Annotated in this window: 17 protein-coding genes and 1 pseudogene; 7 read left to right on the top strand and 11 right to left on the bottom strand. The window is 65.5% G+C overall.

All coding sequences use genetic code 11. The features are described from left to right. Nucleotides 1-227: 227 nt before the first annotated feature. The 4 genes and pseudogenes from AC5P1C_RS21315 to AC5P1C_RS21300 all read right to left on the bottom strand — a co-directional run bounded on the left by AC5P1C_RS21315 (nucleotide 228) and on the right by AC5P1C_RS21300 (nucleotide 5,059). Nucleotides 228-1,964, bottom strand: coding sequence for a hypothetical protein (locus tag AC5P1C_RS21315; RefSeq protein WP_493867466.1), 1,737 nt, complete (start codon nucleotides 1,962-1,964; stop codon nucleotides 228-230). 61 nt (nucleotides 1,965-2,025) lie between these two features. After that, nucleotides 2,026-2,837 (bottom strand): annotated as a pseudogene (locus AC5P1C_RS21310) (SAM-dependent methyltransferase). 154 nt (nucleotides 2,838-2,991) lie between these two features. After that, nucleotides 2,992-4,530 (bottom strand): terminase large subunit domain-containing protein, encoded by a 1,539-nt coding sequence (locus AC5P1C_RS21305; RefSeq protein WP_493867465.1) that lies wholly within the window; start codon nucleotides 4,528-4,530, stop codon nucleotides 2,992-2,994. Beyond that, nucleotides 4,517-5,059 (bottom strand): hypothetical protein, encoded by a 543-nt coding sequence (locus AC5P1C_RS21300; RefSeq protein WP_493867464.1) that lies wholly within the window; start codon nucleotides 5,057-5,059, stop codon nucleotides 4,517-4,519. Before AC5P1C_RS21300 ends, AC5P1C_RS21305 begins: the two co-directional genes overlap by 14 nt. A gap of 306 nt (nucleotides 5,060-5,365) precedes the next feature. Between AC5P1C_RS21300 and AC5P1C_RS21295 the strand changes: the two genes are divergently transcribed. After that, the gene (locus tag AC5P1C_RS21295; protein ID WP_493867463.1) at nucleotides 5,366-6,667 is read left to right on the top strand and encodes a GNAT family N-acetyltransferase; all 1,302 of its coding nucleotides are present in this window, start codon (nucleotides 5,366-5,368) and stop codon (nucleotides 6,665-6,667) included. A 280-nt stretch (nucleotides 6,668-6,947) separates the two neighbouring features. Here the strand turns inward: AC5P1C_RS21295 and AC5P1C_RS21290 are convergent, their stop codons facing one another. The 4 genes from AC5P1C_RS21290 to AC5P1C_RS21275 all read right to left on the bottom strand — a co-directional run bounded on the left by AC5P1C_RS21290 (nucleotide 6,948) and on the right by AC5P1C_RS21275 (nucleotide 10,124). Further along, entirely contained in the window at nucleotides 6,948-7,469 is a 522-nt protein-coding gene (locus tag AC5P1C_RS21290) for a hypothetical protein (RefSeq protein WP_493867462.1), read from the bottom strand. A 4-nt stretch (nucleotides 7,470-7,473) separates the two neighbouring features. After that, the gene (locus AC5P1C_RS21285; RefSeq protein ID WP_493867461.1) at nucleotides 7,474-8,913 is read right to left on the bottom strand and encodes a methyltransferase domain-containing protein; all 1,440 of its coding nucleotides are present in this window, start codon (nucleotides 8,911-8,913) and stop codon (nucleotides 7,474-7,476) included. Continuing rightward, nucleotides 8,910-9,575 carry a ParB N-terminal domain-containing protein gene (locus tag AC5P1C_RS21280; protein WP_493867460.1) on the bottom strand — a complete coding sequence of 222 codons (666 nt, stop codon included), beginning with the start codon at nucleotides 9,573-9,575 and terminating at the stop codon, nucleotides 8,910-8,912. Before AC5P1C_RS21280 ends, AC5P1C_RS21285 begins: the two co-directional genes overlap by 4 nt. 126 nt (nucleotides 9,576-9,701) lie before the next feature. Next, entirely contained in the window at nucleotides 9,702-10,124 is a 423-nt protein-coding gene (locus AC5P1C_RS21275; protein ID WP_493867459.1) for a hypothetical protein, read from the bottom strand. A 275-nt stretch (nucleotides 10,125-10,399) separates the two neighbouring features. On the opposite strand from AC5P1C_RS21275, the gene AC5P1C_RS21270 reads away from it, so the two are divergent. Together AC5P1C_RS21270 and AC5P1C_RS21265 are read left to right on the top strand one after the other, a co-directional pair. Next, nucleotides 10,400-11,932 (top strand): UvrD-helicase domain-containing protein, encoded by a 1,533-nt coding sequence (locus AC5P1C_RS21270; protein WP_493867490.1) that lies wholly within the window; start codon nucleotides 10,400-10,402, stop codon nucleotides 11,930-11,932. Nucleotides 11,933-12,006: 74 nt separating this feature from the next. Beyond that, nucleotides 12,007-13,266, top strand: coding sequence for a competence protein CoiA (locus AC5P1C_RS21265; protein ID WP_493867489.1), 1,260 nt, complete (start codon nucleotides 12,007-12,009; stop codon nucleotides 13,264-13,266). Between the two features lie 85 nt (nucleotides 13,267-13,351). Here the strand turns inward: AC5P1C_RS21265 and AC5P1C_RS21260 are convergent, their stop codons facing one another. Beyond that, nucleotides 13,352-16,558 (bottom strand): DEAD/DEAH box helicase, encoded by a 3,207-nt coding sequence (locus AC5P1C_RS21260; RefSeq protein WP_493867458.1) that lies wholly within the window; start codon nucleotides 16,556-16,558, stop codon nucleotides 13,352-13,354. 230 nt (nucleotides 16,559-16,788) lie between these two features. On the opposite strand from AC5P1C_RS21260, the gene AC5P1C_RS21255 reads away from it, so the two are divergent. The 4 genes from AC5P1C_RS21255 to AC5P1C_RS21240 all read left to right on the top strand — a co-directional run bounded on the left by AC5P1C_RS21255 (nucleotide 16,789) and on the right by AC5P1C_RS21240 (nucleotide 19,714). Then, on the top strand, nucleotides 16,789-18,138 hold the full coding sequence (locus AC5P1C_RS21255; RefSeq protein ID WP_493867457.1) for a hypothetical protein: 1,350 nt from the start codon (nucleotides 16,789-16,791) through the stop codon (nucleotides 18,136-18,138). A 176-nt stretch (nucleotides 18,139-18,314) separates the two neighbouring features. Next, on the top strand, nucleotides 18,315-18,506 hold the full coding sequence (locus AC5P1C_RS21250; RefSeq protein ID WP_493867456.1) for a hypothetical protein: 192 nt from the start codon (nucleotides 18,315-18,317) through the stop codon (nucleotides 18,504-18,506). Next, nucleotides 18,491-18,946, top strand: a complete 456-nt coding sequence (locus AC5P1C_RS21245; RefSeq protein ID WP_493867455.1) for a hypothetical protein — start codon at nucleotides 18,491-18,493, stop codon at nucleotides 18,944-18,946. The genes AC5P1C_RS21250 and AC5P1C_RS21245 overlap by 16 nt, the downstream gene beginning before the upstream one ends. 129 nt (nucleotides 18,947-19,075) lie before the next feature. Then, nucleotides 19,076-19,714 (top strand): hypothetical protein, encoded by a 639-nt coding sequence (locus AC5P1C_RS21240; protein ID WP_493867454.1) that lies wholly within the window; start codon nucleotides 19,076-19,078, stop codon nucleotides 19,712-19,714. A gap of 289 nt (nucleotides 19,715-20,003) precedes the next feature. On the opposite strand, the gene AC5P1C_RS21235 is transcribed toward AC5P1C_RS21240, so the two are convergent. Next, entirely contained in the window at nucleotides 20,004-20,270 is a 267-nt protein-coding gene (locus AC5P1C_RS21235; RefSeq protein ID WP_493867453.1) for a hypothetical protein, read from the bottom strand. Continuing rightward, nucleotides 20,271-20,495 (bottom strand): hypothetical protein, encoded by a 225-nt coding sequence (locus AC5P1C_RS21230; RefSeq protein ID WP_493867452.1) that lies wholly within the window; start codon nucleotides 20,493-20,495, stop codon nucleotides 20,271-20,273. Between the last annotated feature and the right edge of the window lie 40 nt (nucleotides 20,496-20,535).

Raw genomic sequence — 20,535 nt, 5'->3', positions numbered from 1 at the left:
CCCGGCGCCCCCTCCTTTCGCCGGGATTATGGATTCCCCTTGAGGTTTCCATTGCCGGATTCCTCTTATTGTGTGTTTTGGGGTGCCTGGCCAGCTAATAGAATATGCAGTCGGGGATGCTGGTGTGCTCATTTTGCCAAGATTGGCTAGCGTTTCCTCATGGGGCACAGTGGGATGCTGCGCAGTCCGTCGTTCCGCCCGGGTGCGAGGGGGCCTTCGACCGACGCTCACCTGCCGGATAGTCGGATCGTCGCAGACTGGCGGGCGTTATCACCAACTTGAGCGCCCGGCCTCGAGGTGATCCGGCTGACCTCTTCACGGGCGTCTCCGATGGGGTAGCCAGCGTCCTGCAGCATGCGGATACCCGTCTCCAGAGAGAGGACGCCTGCAGTGACTCCCCGGATCACCTCGTCCAGGATCGCCGTGCGATCAGTCGGAGTATGCGGGCCGAACGCGATCCGCGCCGGAAGCGGCGTTCCATGGGTCCATCCGTCGGCATGGCCCGCTTGGTGGATGCGCTGCACCATCTTCAGCAGCAGCGCGTACTTGTGCGCGCGGGCCAGGCGCATGGCATCGACGAGTGAGTCCAGCGGGCCCAAGGACAGCTGGAGCGCATACCCGCTGGGCACGTCGGAAGGGTCGACGGTGCCCAAACTGACGGCAGGTAGGCGGGCGTTGACCGCCGCGCGGTCGCGCATCTCCTCGGCTCGGGCGCGGAGTTCGGCAAGCTGGTGAGAGGTGTCCAGGACGTCCATGCGGCCGCCGTCGCCGAGCGTGAAGACGGTGCCTGGCTCGATCGCGAGCGGCTTGGGCCTGCCGGACACCCGGTCGATCTCAGGGCGGGCGCCCGCGAGGCCGATGATTGGTGCACCGGTGGTCGCTGATGCGCGGGCGGAGTCGGTGTCTGTCTCGGCCAGTTCATCGAGGGCCTGCATCACCTTGGCCAGGGTCGACTGGCCGAAGTGCTCGCCGTCCGCGATGGTGTTGCTGACATGGACGAGCGGGAGGAAGTCCAGCCGTAGATCGAGCCGATCCAGTATCGTGCCGTCCGCGCGGGTGCGGAACCGGGCCTTGTCCAGCGGCAGGTCATCGAGCTGCTGACCGTGGCGGAGATCAGCAATCTCCCACTCCGCGTCGCTCAAGTAGCAGGTGGCAGCGGACGGCTGGTCGGGGGCCCATGGGTAGGTGCGCTCGAAGCGGTCGAGGGCCTTGTTGTACCCGTCTCCCATCTGCGGAATGGGTTCACTCTGCTCTACCGGTGAAATTCCGTCGTGCGGTGCAGGGTTCAACGGCTGGATCGGGCCAAGCTCGTAGGTGATACGCCGCAGTCGGGCCTTCTGCCCGCGCTTGGGGTCCTCCGGGATCTCCCATGCCAGATGCACGCGCCGCGGGTAGTCCCCGGGGTCGGCATCGTCCTCGAGGATGGGGAAGTAGAAGCCGGGATCCAGGGTCCGCAGCGTCACCCGCTGCTTGTCCGGGTCCCAGGCCAGGAGGTACAGACCGTCGCCGAGCAATACGGCATTGCGTTCTGCGGCCTGCACGCGCAGGGGCAGCAGCTCGGCCTCCGCCCAGTCCCGGAGACGTTGTTGGATGACAGCAGCGGTAGTCGCCTCCGGGCTAGCATCGTCATCCGCGGCGTGCTCGGCGCCAGGCACGATGATCTGCTGCGACCTCCCCAGCAGGTGGGCGAGCGTCGTGTCCACGAACGCGGACGCGTCCCCGAACTCCCGCCGCTCGCCCGCCGCGTCGTTGCCGGCGAGGCTGGCGAGTTCACCTGCCTGGTTGTTGTCGTAGGCGGCGAGGAGCTTGTACGCCGCCAGGCGGCGTACCGCATCATCAGGAAGCCAACTGGCCTTGAGCTCGGGGGCGAGAGAAGGATGGGGGCGCCCGTCGTGCGTGCTGGCCATGACGGGTTTGTAATTCAGCCACGACCAAGCGTCGGTGAGGAAGGTGCGCAGGCCCACGGGGACAGGTCCGTAACGTCGGCCCCGCGCCACCTTTTAGCGTAGGCGAGCCAACGTCCGGTCAGGGTTTCACGGCGACTGCGCCGAACTGTGGGAGTGCGGTTGCAGAGCCGGACTCAGCACGCCATCGCGAGCACGACACAAGGCCGGAGTGAGAAGATCCAGACCTTCGAAGAAGGCGCCGATCTCTGCACGGCTGCGGGCGGTGATCGGCGGGGTGGCGTTCTCGTTCCAGAACCTCATGGCTTCGACGTTGCCCTCGCCACCGAGATCGGCGTCGGTAGTCGGGTGAGTCAAGGCGAGATAGCTGCCGGAAGGGACCGAGTCCATGATCCGGCGCACGATGTCCAGTGCCTCGCCCGTGTCGAGGACGAAATTGAGGATGCCCAGCATCATGACCGCGACGGGCCGGTTGAGGTCGAGAGTTGCTGAGGCACCCTCGATGACGTCGTCCGGGCGGTGGACGTCGGCATCAATGTAATCGGTGGCTCCCTGGGGGGTGCCGACCAGCAGGCTGCGGGCGTGGACAAGCACGATGGGATCGTTGTCGACATAGACAATCCGGGACTCGGGCGCGATCCGTTGGGCGATCTCGTGGGTGTTGTCCAGGGTCGGCAATCCGGTGCCTATGTCGAGGAACTGGCGTACTGCGCGTTCGGCAGTCAGGACCTGGACCGCGCGGCCAAGAAAGGCGCGGTCCGCGCGGGCCACGTCTCTGATCACTGGGAACATTGTGGCGACTTGGTCACCGACCTGCTGGTCGACCTGGTAGTTGTCCTTCCCGCCGATCCAGTAGTTCCACACCCGTGCGTTGTGGGCGACCCTGGTGTTGAGCCTGCCCGACACATCTGACGGGTGCTGACTCTCATCCACGACTTCCCCTTTCCTCGCTCACCCAGAGATGTCGTGGGCGGGGCAGCAACCATGGCGACGATGGCCTGTGTTGCCATTGTCGCGTTCATGGATCACGGCGTCCGGAAATCCCGGTTTCCTGAGCCGGAACCTATGCGGCATCGATTGGCCACGGTCAACGGCGCCGTACCAGTCGGTCGTCCCGGTACGACGAGGGCGTGGCAACGACCTGTTGTTGGTCCGCCAGCTGCGTAAGCCCATGCACGGCAGCATCCATCCGGTCCGGGCTGTCCATCCCGGCGACCCAGGTCACCATTTGCTGTTCGAGGGTGGGCCACTCGCCGACGTGGTGCACGCGCCCCTGCTCGTAGAGCTGGGCGATCGGCTCGGCCCGCAGCCTTTTGCCGCTCTTGGCGGTCACGGGGAGGACAGCAGGCATGAGCATGTTCTCGGTGCGCTGCTCGCGTGCGAGTTCCTGCCATGCCTGGTGGAGGATCTGGCTGCTCATGTCGCCGCCGAAGTTCGACTCAACGACGATGGCGTCGGCGCGAAGTTCGATGGCAAGCAGGCACGCTTCGCGGCCCCAGGCGTCGGCGCCCCGGTTCCCGGAGCGGTCGTCCAGGACGTAGAGGTGACCGTCGCGGTCGCGTGCGGCAGCCACGATGCCGGTCTCGTCGCCCACGGCGGACTCGCCGCCCGCAGGGTCGACGGCGACAACGATGCGGGTCAGGTCGATGCCGCGGAACTGGGCCGCGCTGACACGGTTGTTGGTGATCCACGACCATTGCCACACGCCGCCGTCCTGCGGGCGCGGCTGCTGCATGTACAGCGACCACCACACCCTTTCGCCCACCGAGCGGCGGATCTCAGCGAGCGCGTTGCTGTCGTACCGCTCGGGCCACAGCGGCGCGCCGACGGAACGGCCGAGGGCGTCGTCGTCCGACAAGGCGAGGGCAGGCAGGTCGATCACGGTCCACCGGTCGCCCTCATCGGCCAGGACTCGGCCGGCGAGGTCGTCTTCGTCCCAGCGGGTCTGGATCAGGATGACCGAGCCGCCGGGCTCAATGCGGGTCAGCAGGACGGCCTGCCACCACTCCCACAGCCGTTTCCGCATCGTGGGGGAGGAGGCTTCGGCCGCGTCCTTGATTGGGTCATCGACCACCGCCAGGTGCGCGCCCTTGCCGGTGAGGCCGCCTCCGACACCAGCCATGACCGCGCCGCCCTCGGTGCCGGTGAGGTCGAAGCGGTTGGCGGCGGATGACCCGGGCCGCAGGCTGATGCCGAGCTGCTGGTGGTGGTTGAGGATCGCGTCGCGGATCCAGCGGCCGTGATCGTCGGCGAGATCGGACGAGTAGCTGGCGATCATCACCCGGTGCTCGGGGCGGCGCCGGAGGTACCAGAGAGGTGCCCAGCGGGCGGCGCGGCGGCTCTTACCATGTCGCGGTGGCATCGTCAGCAGCAGTCGTGTCGGCTTGCCCGCGGCGACCTGCTCGAAGGCGGCGTCGATCAGCCCCAGGTGCGGGGCCTGCATCTCCCGCCCGTCGGTGAGTACGGAGGCCATCGCGCCCGGCGAGCGGTCCATCGCCAACTCCCGCTCGATACGCACGAGCCGGGCGCGGAGTTCAGGGCTGGAGGCAGCGGCTATCTCACGGCGGCGCTGGGCGGGAAGCGTCCGGTAGAGGTCGAGGACCGCCGCCTCGTCAGCCCTTCCCACCCTCGCCGCCGGCCAGGTGGATCAGGCGCTCCAGCTCCTCTATGCCTGCGGTCTCGACCTGGACAGCGCCCCCGTCCGGGCCGGACAGCTCCGTGCGCACAGGCCGGTCCAGGCCGAGGAGGCGGCTGCTGCGCTCGATGATGCGTACCGCGCGGTCGACGGCCTGGTAGTCGCCGTTGCGGATCGCGGCCCGATATACGCCGAAGAACAGTCGTTCCAGGCGCTCCACCATGAGCTGCCGCAGCTCGTCGGTGCGGTCGTCGAGAGCAGTGGTGCGCTCGGCGAGGGCCTTGGAGACGTCCTTGCAGGCGAGTTCGATGAGCCGTTTGCCGGTGGGCGGGTCCTGCTGTCGTTTGTACTTGTCGATGCCGTACCCCTGCGGGTAGGCGACACCGTCCGAGTTGATGGCAGGGTCGGCGGCGAGCTTGCGGCCGATGGTCAGCCAGTCGACTCCGGCGAGTTTGAGGTCGATCGCGTCGGCGCGGCGCTGGGTGATGGCAGCCCGGGTGGCCCGGTTGGGGCGGCCCATGACACAACTCCCTGGACCCGCACCCACTCTCCATGATCCCTTAGTGAAGGAGGCGCGGCCGGTTCATCCAGTGGAGGGCTCTTTAACCGGACAGTCGGACGGGCACTTCGGAGCCCCGTCACCACGGGCCGGGCAATTTTTCCGGGGGCCTTGTCTGTCCGTACGGCCGTGAGCGCAGCCCCTGGGCTGCAGGAACGCGCGAGCGGAGCCGAGAGAGGGGACCTCCTCGATCGCGCTCTTCCCGAGGCTTGCCGCAAGGAGAATGATCGGCCTGACTGATCTGGCTAGAGTTATGGAGCAGAGTGCATGACCGAGCGGACTGTTCACCTTGTCCCTGATCCGAGCAGCCGGGACACCCGGAAGGTTCGCGTCCGGGCTTCTCGCTGGTTCGCCACTGTCCAGCTCGACCGCGATAGCTACGTCGATGCCCAATCTACGCGGGGTCACGAACCAGACCTACCCGCGGACTACGCAGAGGCAGTCGGCAGGGCACGCGATGCGGCAATGGACCGCGTGCGGTACGACGGCTATCGGGGCGCCTTTTACTTCGGGGACGGCCCTCGCTGGATCGATTTGTGCGCCCGGTTTCGAGATGTTGAGGCTACGGTCGAAGCGTTGAGGGCAGCTGAGCTCGAACACGACTACAGCGGACTGCACGCACTCGCCGATCGGCTTGCTTTACCCGTTGATGAGTGGCTCGCTCCCGGTGAGCGAGAGCTGATCCGCGGAGTGGACTTCGATTCACCCCCTGGGGTGTTCCTGAAGTTCCTGCGTGCCAAAGCAACGAGGCGCGGTTTGCGCCTCAACGGACGGGCAACAGCTGGCAGCGTGTGGGTTCGCCCCACACTGCCCGCGGTTCAGAAGCAGATTCGAGAGATGCTCCCCGAGCGGTATCCGGGGTGGGTAGACCGCTGGACTGGATACGTTGAGTCGGAGGATGCATCCTTCCGGCCTTGGGTGGGAGGCAGCAACGAGGACCTTAGCCGCGGCGCGATACCAGTCCAATTCCAGCAGTTGGAAACAGAGAGTAGCCATGGGTGCCCCTGCGGAATGCGTCTTCGGGATGCGGGCGACGACGACAACGTCCATCGCGCACATCATGCCTCTTGGGCGCTAGGCATTTGTGTTCCGAAGAGCCTTGACTGGTGGGGTGATCTGGCAGTTGTCACGACGCAGTCACCCATTTCATGGCGAAAGTTGGCCTACCGGGTGGCCCGTATGCCGCAGAGGGAGGACAACTACGACTTCCCGTCGTGGTCCCACGTGGGTGAGCCTGAGGCGACTGCGGACAATTATCGCGCGTATTTGTTGCAAGTGGACGAGCGCGTCATAGGCTACGTGGCTGCGCACGACACAAACGAGCACCGCCGTTGGGATCTGCTCGACGGATCACAGTACGATGAGGGGGATGCCACCCTGCGTCCCCGAATCATTCTGATTTGGGTAGCAGACGCCTACCGGCACCGCGGCATAGGTGCCAAGCTCGTGCAGGCACTCGCTACCGACTTCGGGTGCAAGGTTGCCGATGTGTCCTGGTCGACCCCAGTAAGTGATGCGGGCCGGCGGCTCGCTCTCCGACTCTCACCCGACGGCATCTGGGTCAGCTGAAGAGCCCGGCGGTGGCGTACCGGCGCGCCATGTTGCCGTTGGAGCGCACCGCGACGGCAGCACTCGCGCGCTGCGCATTCCTCTCCGACGTTGATCGCTGTGCGCTCCTTCGGTGGGCGGCAAACTCGCGTAGGGATGCCTTCGACACACGCGTCGATGAGGCAGAGGCCCATTTCGAGACGGTCAGGGAAGACTTCATCTCGGCGATATCCGAGTATCTAAACTCTGAGTGGCGATCTCACTGAGGTTGTTGCGGCTGGGTGGAACGTTGGTGTAGGGCTCAGTGCAGGGTCAGTTGCTCCGCTCCTCCGGGGTATTCTTTGGTAGGTGGCGGCACCTGCGGAGTGTCACGGTTCTGACGTAGCCACCATGCGAACTGCCAGTTGCGGCAGGTTCGATACAGTCGCGAACTTCTCTTGGACGTATCGGGTGGGACGGAGTGCTCCCCCCACCCGGTGATCGGGATGGCGTTGGTGAGCCTGACGCCGAGTCCGTCGACGAGCGCGTCGCCTTCCCAGGTTCTTCCGGGCGCGTACTCGAAGGCCAGATGTGAGTTGCGGGACCAGTTCCAGGGGATCGGCAGTGCGCACAAGTACCAGGCAGCGGGTGGGTTCTCGTGCGGAAGGTGCAGCGTCTGGTATCGCAGTTTGGTGCTGATGCGAGGACGGTCACAGTCGGCGAACGTCTTCAGGCAGTGCTGGGTCAGGTCGAGTTCGCGTATGCCGGCGAGCCACATGATGCTGTATCTGTCGTGGGCTTCGATGTCTACGCGAACGCGGCCTGATTCCGCCCCCTTTTTCATTTTCTCACTCCTCTAGTGTGGAATTCCTTTCCTTGATCAATTCTATCAAAATTGACGATATTCCGTCATGTTTGTTGTGTCGGAATTCGTTGGGGTAGGGCATATTGAATTCTTTGGAAAAAGCCTTCTTGTATTCCGCGTCGCGGAGGGGGCGCGGCTTGCGACAGGTCGCCTTCACGGTGGCTCGGGTGGTGTCGCTGATCTCCACGTCCTCGAAGTAGCGGGACAGGAGTCCGCGTAGTGACTCGGGGGTGTGGTAGCGGATGCGCTGCCACTTGCCGCGCACGAATCTCATATCCACGTTCTCGCTGTCGAGGAACGACAGGCGGGTGGAGTCGCGGCTGATGGAGTGCTCGGAGTTCTCGTACGCCAACTCCCGCTCCAAGTTGCGTGTCCCGATGCAGACTTGCCCGTCTGCCGCGCAGAGCGCGTTGACGGTGGTTAGCACCCAGTGCTGGTAGTCGAGGCTCGTGGTCGCGTTGATCACGGAGTCTAGGACCACGACTTCGTAGAGACCGTTCTCCTTCAGCTCGCGTTCGATGCTGCGGATCTGGCCGACGATGGTGCGGATGTCGACGGCGTACTTGCCCTTCAGAGTGCGGTACGGCTCGTAGTCGTGGATCTTGTAGCCCTTGCCGCGAAGGTGCCGGGCGTAGTCGCCGTGCCCGGCCCCGAAGTCCACCACCCGGTGCGAGGTGGTCAGCCATGGCAGGACGAGGCGCTCCCATACCTCGGACTTGTAGCGAACCTTGTCGGCCTTGGCCTTCGAGGAGTGCTCGCGTAGCCGGTTGGGCTGCACGATGTGCTGATTCCATACGGGGGCTTGTTCTTCGAGGCCGGTCCAGTCGTAGACGCCGTACTCGCCGGTGAGGTCCTCGATGAGCTGGCCAGCGTCGAAGGAGGCGCAGGTCCAGGCGAGGATGTCGAAGCGTTGGGCCTTGGCGACGGCCGCGTACTCGGCGTTGAGGACGATGCGGCCCTGGTCGTCGATCACCACGGATCCCCAGGGGCCGTGGGCGGCGGTCATGAAGCCGATTGCCTGCTGGAATGGCAGGTTCTTCGACTCCTCAACTTCGATGGTCTGCCACGGAATCCACGACCACTGTCCGATCGGGCCCGGGTCCGCGTAGACCACGGACGATTCGGTTTCGACGCGGTTGTGGAGGAGGTTGAACTTGATCTCGTCCTGCAGGCGCACCTTCTGCGGCAGGATCATCGCCGCCGTGGTCGTCTGCCCGATCGCCTTCAACCCCTTGGTCCTCTGGTGGCCGGCGACCAGCGTGCCGTCCGCGTTCAAGATGACCGGCTTCACCACGCCGTGCCTCTTCAGAGACGCCTGAAGCCGCACGAATGACTCAGGGGACAGGTGCCGCGGGTTGTAGTCCGCGGGCCGCAGCTTCTCCAGCGGGTAGGCGGGGTCGAAGCGTACGTCGAGAGGGTTCACGCGACCGCTCCCTCTGTGGCGCGGTGCTCGTCGTTGAGGACGTGCCAGCCGAAGCCGAGGTCGGAGTCGTGGTCGCCGACGAACTGCCTGTACAGCGCGTCAAGGAGTTCGACCTCGGCCTGCGTGATCCGTACACGGGTGGAGGACCACTGCATGTAGCCCCACTGCAGGTAGTCCACCGTCGCGGCCGCGCCGGTGTCTGCCCCGTCGGAGGGCAGTTCGATCGGCTCGGGAAGCGCGGTCTCGTCCAGGAGCTGGTCGAGCTGCTCTTGGTCGTATCCCGTGCCCTGGAGGTCAGGGAGTTCGGTGAGGATGTCTGCCAGGAGCACGCTGTCGTACCCGGCGAGATCGCTCGTACGGTTGTCGACGATCACTATCTTCGCTGCCGCATCGTCGTCTACGTCGAGCCAGGTGACCGCAATCTCGTCCCAGTCAAGCTGCTTGGCCGCCTTGAAGGTGTGATTGCCGGCGAGGATCTCGTTGGGGCGCCCCGTCAGGGTGCCGAGGTTGACGACGATCGGCCGGTACTGGCCGTGCGTCGACAGCGACTCGGTAATGGAGTCAAGATCGCCATTGCGCGGGTTGCGGTGGTACGGGTTCAGGTCGCCGATCGGAGCCGCTAGCTCAGCGAGCGAGGCCGGTATGCGAGTAGACGAGGACATGAGGCTCCAGCCCCGCGCCCTGGCCACGAGCCTAGGCGATCAAGCGGCCTTCCTCCACGGTGGAATCCCCCTGCACGGCCTCGACTGAGAGCCCGGAAGTCCGGTGTGCCGTGCCCCGGCCGTGACTTAAGAGAGATCGCCGACAATTCCGCGGCTGGTGTCGCGCGGACTTTGTGGCAGGATGCCGCTGACAGCGGCTCGCCGCGGATGCAGTGCCCGGTCGATCAAGTCGAACCAGTCGGTTCCGGCTAGCCAGTGCTTGCTGCTCAGGTGCACGCTCCAATCCAGCAGCGCGGTCCAGGAACGCACTCGGTCGACCGTGATCGTGCAGACGAATGAAGGGGCTTTGCCGCAGCTGTGGTGGCGTACCGCCCACTTGACGGGGCGGGTGCCGGCTGACGCGTGGAACACGGCGTAGTCCGCGCTGTCGGTTTCCCTCCAGGCACGGAGTGCCCGGTCTGCCGTGTCGGTATCAACCTCCGGTACGCCGTCACCGTCCTGAACGAGTTCCAGACAGTGATCGCATACCGCTACGAGCTCGTGCGTCATGCCCCCGGTATACATCAGGTCGGTGCACCTGGGCTCGTCCCGAGAAGATGCGGCAGCGCAAAGCTGTCGGCGTGCTGTGCTCCATGCCACTTGGGTCGCGCAGTAGCGGCCGGAATCAGGGCGGTCTTCGCCGAAGCGAGCGACAGAAGCAGGATGCCTCCGGGGCGCGGGTTCGGGCAGTGAATCGCTGTTCTATTTATGTCGGGGGCGTTGTCAGAGGCTGCTGCTACACCAACGGCGAGACGACCGTTGTGGTCGCAGTCGAGAGGAGCATGATGCCCACCCCCACCTCCGAGCAGTGCGTCGCCGTGGACACCTTCAACCGTGGTGATCACCTGGTCCTGCAAGCGGGCGCCGGAACAGGCAAGACAACGACCCTCACCATGCTTGCGGAAAGCACGAAGAAGCGAGGGAGGTACATCGCCTTCGGCAAGTCCATCGCTATGGAGGCGGCGGCTAAGCTCCCGAGCAACGTGCAGTGCAAGACCGCTCATTCGCTGGCGTTCGCTGCTGTGGGCTATCACTACGCAGCTCGCATCAACGCGCCCCGTGTTCCTGGCTGGAAGACCGGAGCGTCCCTCGGTATCGGCCTCAACATGCGCATCCGGATCGGGGAACGCAACGTCACCAACAAGGCGCTCTCCTACACGGTGTTGCGGACTGTTACACGGTTCTGTCAGTCCGCAGACCCGACGATCCAGCGGTACCACGTCCCGCGACTTCGAGGTATTGAGATGGAGGACCTGCATGCCCAACTCGTCGATGTCGTCCTGCCGTACGCGCACAAGGCGTGGGAGGACCTTCAGAATCCCGATCATGGCTATGTGCGTTTCGATCATGACCACTACTTGAAGATCTGGGCGCTCACTGAACCCCGGATCGAAGCGGACTTCCTGCTCCTGGACGAAGCGCAGGACACCAACCCGGTTGTAGAGAAGGTCTTCAACGCGCAGCGCAGCCGGACCCAATTGGTGATGGTCGGTGACTCCGCGCAGGCCATCTACGGGTGGCGTGGCGCCCGCGACGTCATGAGCGACTTCGACGGCACCGAGCTTGCGCTGTCCCAGTCCTTCCGGTTCGGACCCGATCTGGCCGACGAGGCGAACCGGTGGCTGCGTATCGTCGATTCCCCGATCCGGCTGGCCGGCACCACCGCCATCTCGACCAGGCTCGAACGAGTCGAGCACCCGGACGCCATCCTGTGCCGGTCCAACGTGGGCGCCATGCTCGAGGTCATGAACCAGCTCGAACGAGGCCGTCGCGTGGCCCTCGTCGGCGGAGGGAAAGCCCTGCGCGCCCTTGCTGAGGCGGCCAGGGACCTGAAGGCTGGCAAGCGAAGCAGTCACCCCGAGCTGATCCTCTTCGATACGTGGGGCGAGCTGCAGGAGTACGCGGAATACGACCCCTCGGGCAGGGACCTGCTGCCCCTGGTTGACCTTGTTGACGAACACGGCGTTGACGTCATCCTCGCTGCCGTCGACAAGCTCGCCGTCGAGCATGGCGCCGACATCGTCGTCTCCACCGCCCACAAGGCCAAAGGCCGAGAATGGGCATCTGTACGCATCGGCGACGACTTCACCGAGCCCGTCGATGCAGAAGAGACCGACGAGGACGGCAACCCACTGCCCGGCGACATCGACGATGGGGAAGCACGACTCGCCTATGTCGCGGTCACCCGTGCCCGGAACCAGCTGGATCTCGGCGGCCTGTCCTGGATCAACCAGCACCCGGATGGCAACCCCAGCGGAGCCATCCCGCAGCAATCATCTATGCCCTCCAACCCTTGGGATCGGCTCGGCCCGCTGTAGCAAGGCGGCAATGTCAGTGACTGCTGCCACAGTGAGTTCGGAAGGGAGACAAGAAGGGGGAGCACCTGGTGCCGATGACGGCGATGCATGCCGAGAAGGGCCGGATTGATGCCACGGCCGCGGACCTCGGTTGTGGTTGGGCGTGGCAGGCCGTTCACCGTGTCCGTCCTCGGGCCGCCTTGTCGTGTCCCGAGTGCGGGTACGGCGTACACGCCAAGGCGTCGTACCTTGGGCTGCGCTTCTTCGCTCACGATCCTGGGGCGCCGAAGTGCGGCTTGGCCGGTGAGTCGATGGAGCATCGCCTGCTCAAAGTGGAGTTGGTGACCGCGGCACGCGATGCCGGGTGGCACGGAGCTCTGGAGGTGGTGGGTCCCGAGGGGAGGTGGCGGGCCGATGTCCTGGCCACCTCGCCCGACGGGACGTTACGCATGGCGTGGGAAGCGCAGCTCTCGTCCATCACCGAAGGCGACGTCCGGGAGCGCACCGACCGGTACAGCGCCGACGATGTTCAAGTTTGCTGGGTGACGACGCGGCCTCGCCGCTGGCGCGGAAGCGTGCCCACCGTTCTTGCCCGGCCTCCGGTGGAGGGGCAGCGCGCAGTGTGGGAGGTCACCGAGGGGCTCGCTCGGTTCGTCACCGAGCCTTGCCTGCACCGGCCGCCGCGCCTGCCGTGCCCCGGTGGTCACGGGCAATGGGAGTTGGTGCACGCTCCCTTACGGGAGATGGTGAGCTGGGCCCTTAGTCGGCGAGTGGTGATCCACCGCTTCGACGATCCTGAGCAGGTCGGCGAGCACTGGTGGCAGCACGTGTGGACCGCTCCCCAATACGTGTCTCTAGCAGCGGACTTCGCCGAGGCAAGGCGGCGAGCCCGCAGGAGCCCGGTTGAGGGAACGGTCCAACTTTCATCCTTCGGCCGATCGGATCCCGCGACTATGGCCCGCGAAGTCGCATTCCATATGACCGGCATGTGGCCCTCCAGGGCGTGTGCATTGCCGCGCCCTGGCCGACGCCTGCCACAGGAAGCCTTCGGCACGGTGCCCTCGCAGATGTTGAAGGGGCGGATTGACGAGCGGCTTGTCGCCGCTGCGGATACCTGGGTGCGAAGGGAGACAGGTGTCCAGCCGACTGTGAAGGCCGATGAGACCCTGGCCGGTGGGACGCCGCTCTATGCGAACGGTTCCGTGTACGGAATCGTCTGCCCTGATCCGGATCAACTGGACTGGCAGCGGTGGCCTGGACGCAGAGCCTGGGTGCTTTTCACCACGAGTCTGGCTGAGCTCAAGCGCATAGCTGTCGCCGCGCCCGATGGGGTTCGCATCGTGGTGCTGGAGTAGAGGAAGCAACGTCGAGCTTCACCAAGCCGTTGAAAGGGAGCGGCAAACCGTGGATGGAGCACGACGGCCCGAGGGCCAAGTGATCTCACGGCTGCCAGGTGTGGGCGGGCAGCTCGTCAGCGAGGGTGGAGAAGAACCGCTGATCGCGCCATGAGCCGAGGTTCCCGATGACGAACAGGCGGCGCTTGGCGCGGCTGACTGCGACGTTGAGGAGGTTGGGCCGGCAGGCCGCCCATGAGCGGGCGCCGGGACGCCGTGGGTCGCTGCCGAGTACGACGATGATGACGTCGGCCTCCTTGCCCTGTGTGGTGTGGATCGTGCCGACCCGTGAATTGGGCAGCAGTCCACGGCAGGCGCGCTCTGCGCCGCGCACGACCTGACGGAACGGGCTGATGACGTAGACGTCTTGGGTGAGGTCGACACCGGCGTCGTCGCGGAGCTTCTCCAGTACGCGGCGCAGAGCACGGCCCTCTTCGGGGATCCAGTGTCCGTCTGCTTCGGTGGCCTCTACGTTCACCCAGCAGCTTCGGGGCCGGTAGCGGTAGTCGCCCCGATCAGGGGTTCCGAAGACCATAAGGTTGTCGTATGCGATCGCGTTGCTGATGGCGAACATGGGGTTGTCGCAGCGTCGGTGAACTCGCAGAGGGCTGCCCACCCACACTTCCTGGGACCCGTCGGGCAGTTCGGCAGGCAGCAGTGTGCCGTAGCGGTTAGTGCGGTCGGCGAGCTGTTGGACCGAGGTGCGGCTGGGGGCCCATTCCGCGTCGACGCCCAGCTCGTCGCCCAGGGCCCGCTGCGCGGTCCAGGGCAAGACCACGACCGGTTCGAGCTGCAGGGGGTCACCCACGACGACGGTGCGGGCGGCGCGCCACATGCCGCCGACGGCCATCTGCCCGGTCGCCTGTCCGGCTTCGTCGATGAACAACCAGCCCAGCGCCTCCGACCCGAGGCGTCCAAAGACCCGGTCCAGAGAGGCGAACGTGGTTGAGACGACGGGAACCAGCAGGAAGAGGCTCTGCCAGGCGGCTTTCACATGCTCCGCGGAGACGGTCTTGGGGATCGCGCCGGCCACGGCGTCCATAGCCGCCATCAGGTTGGCGTACATGGTGCGGGCCGTGCACCGCAGGAACGCCTCGTGCAGCCCCATCGCTGCGAGGAACAGTTCGGCGCGGGCCCGGGCGATCTCTTCGTCCCCCCAAGGTGCAGCAAGTTCGCGGGTCGTGTCGTCGTGAAGCCACGCCTCCTGCGGGACGTGCTCGCCCCAATCAGCACGGGCCTGGGCAACGGTCTCCTGTAGCGCCTGAAGCTGAGCGGCTGCCGAAGCTTGCTGCTGACGGTACGCGTCCAGAGTGTGCTCGGCCTGAGTCGTTGCCTGCTGGGCACTGAACAGCGATGCTGCTGCGGGGTCACGAACGCTGCGAGCTGTGTCCACGTGGCCAGCGAGTTCTTGGTCGCGCTGATGCCACTCCCGTGCCGCACGGCCCAGCGTGCTGATGCTCACGACAAAACCGGGACGCCGGCGAGCATGGGCATCGAGCACTTGTTGCGCCTCGTGGAGAGCCGCCTCAGCGTGCTGCAGTACGGCTGTCTCGCTCGCTACTTGCGCGCGAGCCTCATGTACGCGGGTGTCGCTGTCCGCGACCGCCCGCTCGGCTGCCCGCAAGGCGGCGCCTGCGGACGGCACCCGTCCAAGGGCTGCCGCGGCGGCCGTACGCTCGGCCTGCAACTGCTCTACCTGGGCATAAGCCTGGCGGAACCGTTCCCTGGCCTCCCGCCACACACCACTGTGCGGCTGCCGACTCCATTCACGCAGCAGGTGCGCGACGCCCTGCTCGCTGTCGATCCAGGCATCCCGACTGCGCGGACGGCGGCCCTTTGGCGGGGGCGGCGCCTGCTCGTCATCCATCTTGTACTTGCCATGCCAGAACCGGTTGATGAACTCCATCCGGTTCTTCTTGTTTCCCAGCCTGGCCGCGACTGCACCCCAAGCCGGCGCGCCCTTGAGGAGCCGGGTTGCCTGTTCGGAGAAGTAGCCGGCGTCCCCACTCCACAAATCGCCGAGGGCCGCGCGGGCCGGGATCTCGGTGGAGATGTTCTCCACGGCCCCGTTGTTGGCCGAGGCGACCACCATCTCGAAACCCGTGAACTCCGGCTTCAACGCGGTGACCGTACGCGTGTAGTCGCCGCTCTGCCACCGGTACGGCTCCTTATCGACGAATGCCATTGAGGGCATGCGCAGCGACGCAAGACGTTGAGCACGCTCCACGATCACAGCGGCGAAGCAGTCGCGGAGCATCGTCGTCTTACCTGTGCCGGGCGGTCCGTTGACAGCGAACAGCCCACTCGATTCAGCCAGTTCACTCCAGATGGTGTTCACCGCGAACTGCTGGCTGAGAGCCAAAGGATGCTTCGGGTTCGCCGGCCAACGACCCATCGGAGTGTGTCCGGGCACTACCGCGTCCAAGGCTGCCTGCGGCTGCTCTCGCAGGTCGATGCGCCACGCGGCGTTCACCTGCGTTCCCGGCGTCAGATAGGCCGCCAGGCCTGCCCCAGGCTCCCGCGTCTGCAGGGCGCGTGAGACCAGGTCGAGATCGGCAACATAGAAGCTGTTGAGGAAGTCCTGCTGATCGGCGTCATCGGCCTGCTTCTGCCGCACCGCAACGCTCCGGACCCGAATCTCCTCAGGCTGTAGAGCATCCGTCACGTTCCAGGCTTGGGCAAGATCGTGCACGAAGCCCAGCAGATCCTTCGCGGACAACCGGTACAAGCCGACCTTGTCCTCGTCCTCCTCGCCGTCGGGGTCTGAGTCAGCCGCGTCGAAGTCGGGCAGTTCATCGGCCAGTTCCTCGCCGAGGTCTGCGGCGCGGGCGAGCCATGCCGCTTCTTCCTCGTCGAAGCCGTCCAGCCAACCTGGCCGGGCGGGCCCTGGGTGCAACGCCCGACCTGTGGCCCAAGCACAGGTAGACAGCACTGGAGAGTCGAGAAGCAGACGCCCCTCGTCGTTGACGGTCAGCGCGAACATGGCGCTCTCGCCGTCGAGCCGCCCATCGTGGTCTTCCTCGTTCTCGCCGAAGACCTGCAGGACCTCGTCACGCACAGTCCGCAGCGCGTACGTACCGCCGTACACCACGTGCTGCCACACGAACCCCGGCTCCAGCTGCACCGACCGCAGCGGGTGGTCGTCCTCCCAAGGCAGAGGCTCGTCCTCCGCAACGGCGTACACCCGCTCACGTGCCGATACCGAGGGGATCTTCTGCGGACTGAACAGCTCCACCGCACGCCAGAAGCCCACGATCCGAGACCGCCGCTGCTGCTCAGCTCCCACAATGCCCCCAGACCCCGCACAACCGCTTGACGTCACCTTACGTACCCCATCGGTGCCGCTGTCCTGAAGGCTTGGATGGGATTCGGATGAGCGCCAAGATCCGCAGCCCGCCGACCGTGATCACTGAATGGGAAACACTGTGCCCAGCAGCGATCTACACTCGGGCTACGCGATGGGCATGGAGGAGGGAGCGCCGGGTGAGGGACCTGGAAGAAGGACTCGGCCGCGTTTGGAATCCCGACATCCGGCCCATGGTGATCGAGGCACACCGCAGCTATGCGACGGGAGCCGCGCGTGCCAGCATCCTTCTCACCTGGGGTGCAGTGTGCGCCGACCTGATCGAAAAGATCAGTCGTCTCGCCGAGGACGGTGAGAAGTCGGCAGAAGACATCGCGAAGAAGATCGAACGGGCCCGCACACAAAACGACGCCCAAGCTGTGAAGACGATGCAGGACGTCGAGCGGAACCTGCTGGATTCAGCCGAACAGCTTGAGCTCATCGACTTCGTGGAGAAGCGTGACCTGGAGCGGCTGAAGGAAGATCGGCACCTGTGTGCCCATCCTTCGCTCAGGCCACACGGTGAACTCTTCACCCCGTCTCCGGAGTACGCCCGGGCGCATCTGGTTGCCGCGCTGGACGCTCTATTGATTCATCCTCCTGTGCAGGGCCGGCAGGTCCTCCAACGCTTCCGGGACTACGTGGCCGACCCAGACTTCGCGGCCAGTAGCGAGTACCTCACCCACGCGTTCTTCGACCGGGTCAAACCGGCAGCCCGCAAGCGCCTTGTGGATCTGGCCGCCAAGCATGCGGTCCTCGAACTTGACGCCCCGGAGCCGCTGGATCCCGGCCTACTTGCCGATCGGATGGCCCCCTGCCTGCGCGCATTCGCAGACCGCGACCGGACCCTCGTCCAGGAGGGCGTCGCGAAGGCCGTCGAGAGGCTGAGCACCCAGAGCGCAGACGTCCAGATTCGTGCCGTCTCCCGACTCGGGGACCTGGATGTGTTCTGGAGCGCGCTCGACGAACCGACCAGAAGCCATCTGGCCACGCGGATCGCAGGACTGGCAGGCCTTGACCGCCCGTTCGCTGAAGACGAGCACAGGGTGTTGTCGCTGGTCGCCGTCGACGCCATTCGTCACGAGATGCCCGTTCTCAAGACATCCTTCGACGAGCTGGGCAGCGTCGACATAGCGAAGGTGATCGAGCAACGTCCGTCGGCGTACTTCACCAAGTACCTGGCGGACCTGCTCAACAAGACACGCAGTTTCAGGACTGCTGAATGGCTGGCACAAACCGCGCTCCTGCCTTGCGCGAAGTTCCTGTCACGCGAGGAGCTAGCGGAGATTCTGGACACCTGGTCCGGTAACAACCAGTGTCGGGAAGCTGGCGACATGGTTCTGCATGCGGTGACGCTGTACAACGGAACGGGTCACCTGCGGGCTGATGACCGAGAGTTGTGGACTGGTTTCATCGACACAGTGCAGGAGCACGAGCCGCCTCCTGGGTACTACTCGTACGAGAAACTGGCCAAACTCGTAGCCTCATAGAGGTGATTCCGTCGCGGGCCGCGCTGATGCGATAGGCATAGCCTCGGGTCACTGAACTGGCGAGTCCCCGCAGACGGGGGATGCTGCGGGGACTCGTGACGGTTAACGGGCAGGGGACTTGGGGGAGTTCCCAGGTGCTCGAAGCGAGAGACGACGTCCATGGAGGAGCTGTACTCGTGAACTTCGATGGAGAGACGATCCGCCTGACCCCGCTGGATTCCCGTCTTCATCTGACCGATCGCGGTCCTCTCGTACTCGGCGACATGAAGGTCGAGCTGGCGACCGAGCCTGATTCTCGGCAGCGCGTCTTCGAGCAGTACGCAATCGAGGTCGCGGACGGGTGTCCGGAGGGTTGGAACTCGAAGTAGAGCTCAGCGAACTGGGGGCGACTGCTCCGGCATCGCAGACGATCAGCGATCTGGTGGTGGCCGCGACGCGCACGTCTCACGCCGGGATCGAGGTATGGGGTCCTGCCGGGCCCAAGGGGATATGGCCGTACCTGGCGGTCCCATGGGTGGACTTCGAGACCATGGGCGCCTGCGTGGCGTCCGGCAAGGACCGGGTCAGCTTCGGGGGGCGTCTCTTCGACAGGGATTGGGGATGGCACTTCGACCCGCCCACTGGATCCAATGGGCTCCAGGTGCCGTTCGTGCCACTCCTCGAAGCCGAAGGAGGCGCCCTGTGGACCACGGGTTTCACCGACGTTCCCCCGCCGGCGGTCACACCGCCCGGCGAATGGCCTGCGATCGTTGAGCAGTCGGAATGGAAGGGCTACATCCCGGGTCGACCGCCGGTCGGGACGGCCTGACCCAACGCTGGCCGGTGGGGGCCCATATGTCGTTCTGTGTGAGTCTCAGGGGCCATCCCTCGTCGGGTCATGCCACGTGACCGCGTCCTGCTGCAGACATCGGACTGCTGGTCGGTGATCCTTGGTGGCATGGTGCACGAACCCGACACTCTCCCCGACGGACCTATCAAGGCGCCCTCGGCTTCGCCCTTATCCGGTGAGGAGGCGTTCAAAGGCATAGATGCCGCGGTCATGGACTTCTGGCGCTTCGCGATGTCCGACCTTCGGACAAACACCTTGCGTGGCTACCTGGCAGAATTCTTGGTCGCCCGGGCTGTGGGCGCGACCGCGAACCGCGTGGAGTGGGACGCTTACGACGTTCTGACTCCCGACGGCATCAAGATCGAGGTTAAGGCAGGCGGTTACGTTCAGGCGTGGACACAACCTCAGGCCAGCAAGGACCCCCGGTGGGACGTCCCTCAGATAGTGCCCGTTGACCCAGACACCGGAAAGTACCTTCCGCCAGAGGCGCGCGGCTTCCAGGCCGACGTCTACGTCTTCGCTGTCCACAGCGTCCGCACACACGACGAGTACGACGCCCTGGATCTCAGGCAGTGGACCTTTCATGTACTCAGCCGGACCCAGCTCATGGCTCTGCCCCGAGGCAGCAAGGGCCACGCCCTGGCTACGCTGCGACGTGTCCGTGAGGCCTCCGTGCCCGTGGGGTATACGACACTCGCTGAACACATCCGCAAGGCCGCCGAGGCCGGAACGGATCCGTCGGTCTGACACGCCACGCGCGTCACAAGCCAGAGCACCTCACTCTCGCTGTGCAGATCAACAGCCCCGGAACCCCGCGGCCGTGTCCTCGGTGGCGCTTGTGGCGATTACCACTGCCCGGGGGTGATCGGGTACTCGACCGTGGCCTTGCGTTTCGTGGCGTCGAGGTCGAAGAGCACCGAAAGTTCGTCCAAGGCGCCGCGGCGCCTCTGGCACTTGGACGTTAGATGCCGGTGTCAGCGGCCGGGCCGGGCCGTTCACCGCATCTGTGGCGGAGCCAGTGCTGCGCGGCGAAGAGTTACCGCTGTGCGGTGCTGATGAAGCAGGCGTAGACGCTGGCGGTGCCGTCGTCGGTGAGGCGGGCGGTGGCGTTGAATGCGCCGGCCGGACGGAAGGCGCTGTGGCGGCCGGTCCGGATGCGGTATGCGAGGTTGGTTGCCCGGTTCAGGTTCCCGAGGTCTTCGATGTGCGCCCATTCGCCCGGGTGTTCGCGGAGGGCCTGGGCGGTGTCGTGCGCCTCCTGGCTGCGGGTGGGGGCAGGCAGGGGTTCGAAGCGGGCGTGCATTCAGCGGTCTCCGGCGTTGTGCAGAGTTTCGGCGAGGTCCCTGATCCGGGCGGCTGCGTGCCACTGGCCGTCGGCGAGGTGCTCGCAGAGTTCGTTGGCCAGGCGGGCGATCTTGGTGAGGGCTTGCTCACTGCTGACGCCTGTGATCGGGGTGCTCTGCCCGCGGTCCGGTTCAGTGCCGGAGGGCGCTGTGGTGTGGCCGGTGATGTGAGCAGAGCTGGTCATGGCGGTCTTCCCGGGGGTGGTCAGCGGTTGTTGCAGCGGC

It is taken from the genome of Streptomyces sp. A18 (assembly GCF_059026065.1).
Note: the sequence above shows the minus strand (reverse complement) of the source record. Positions and strands in the feature narration are given on the sequence as shown.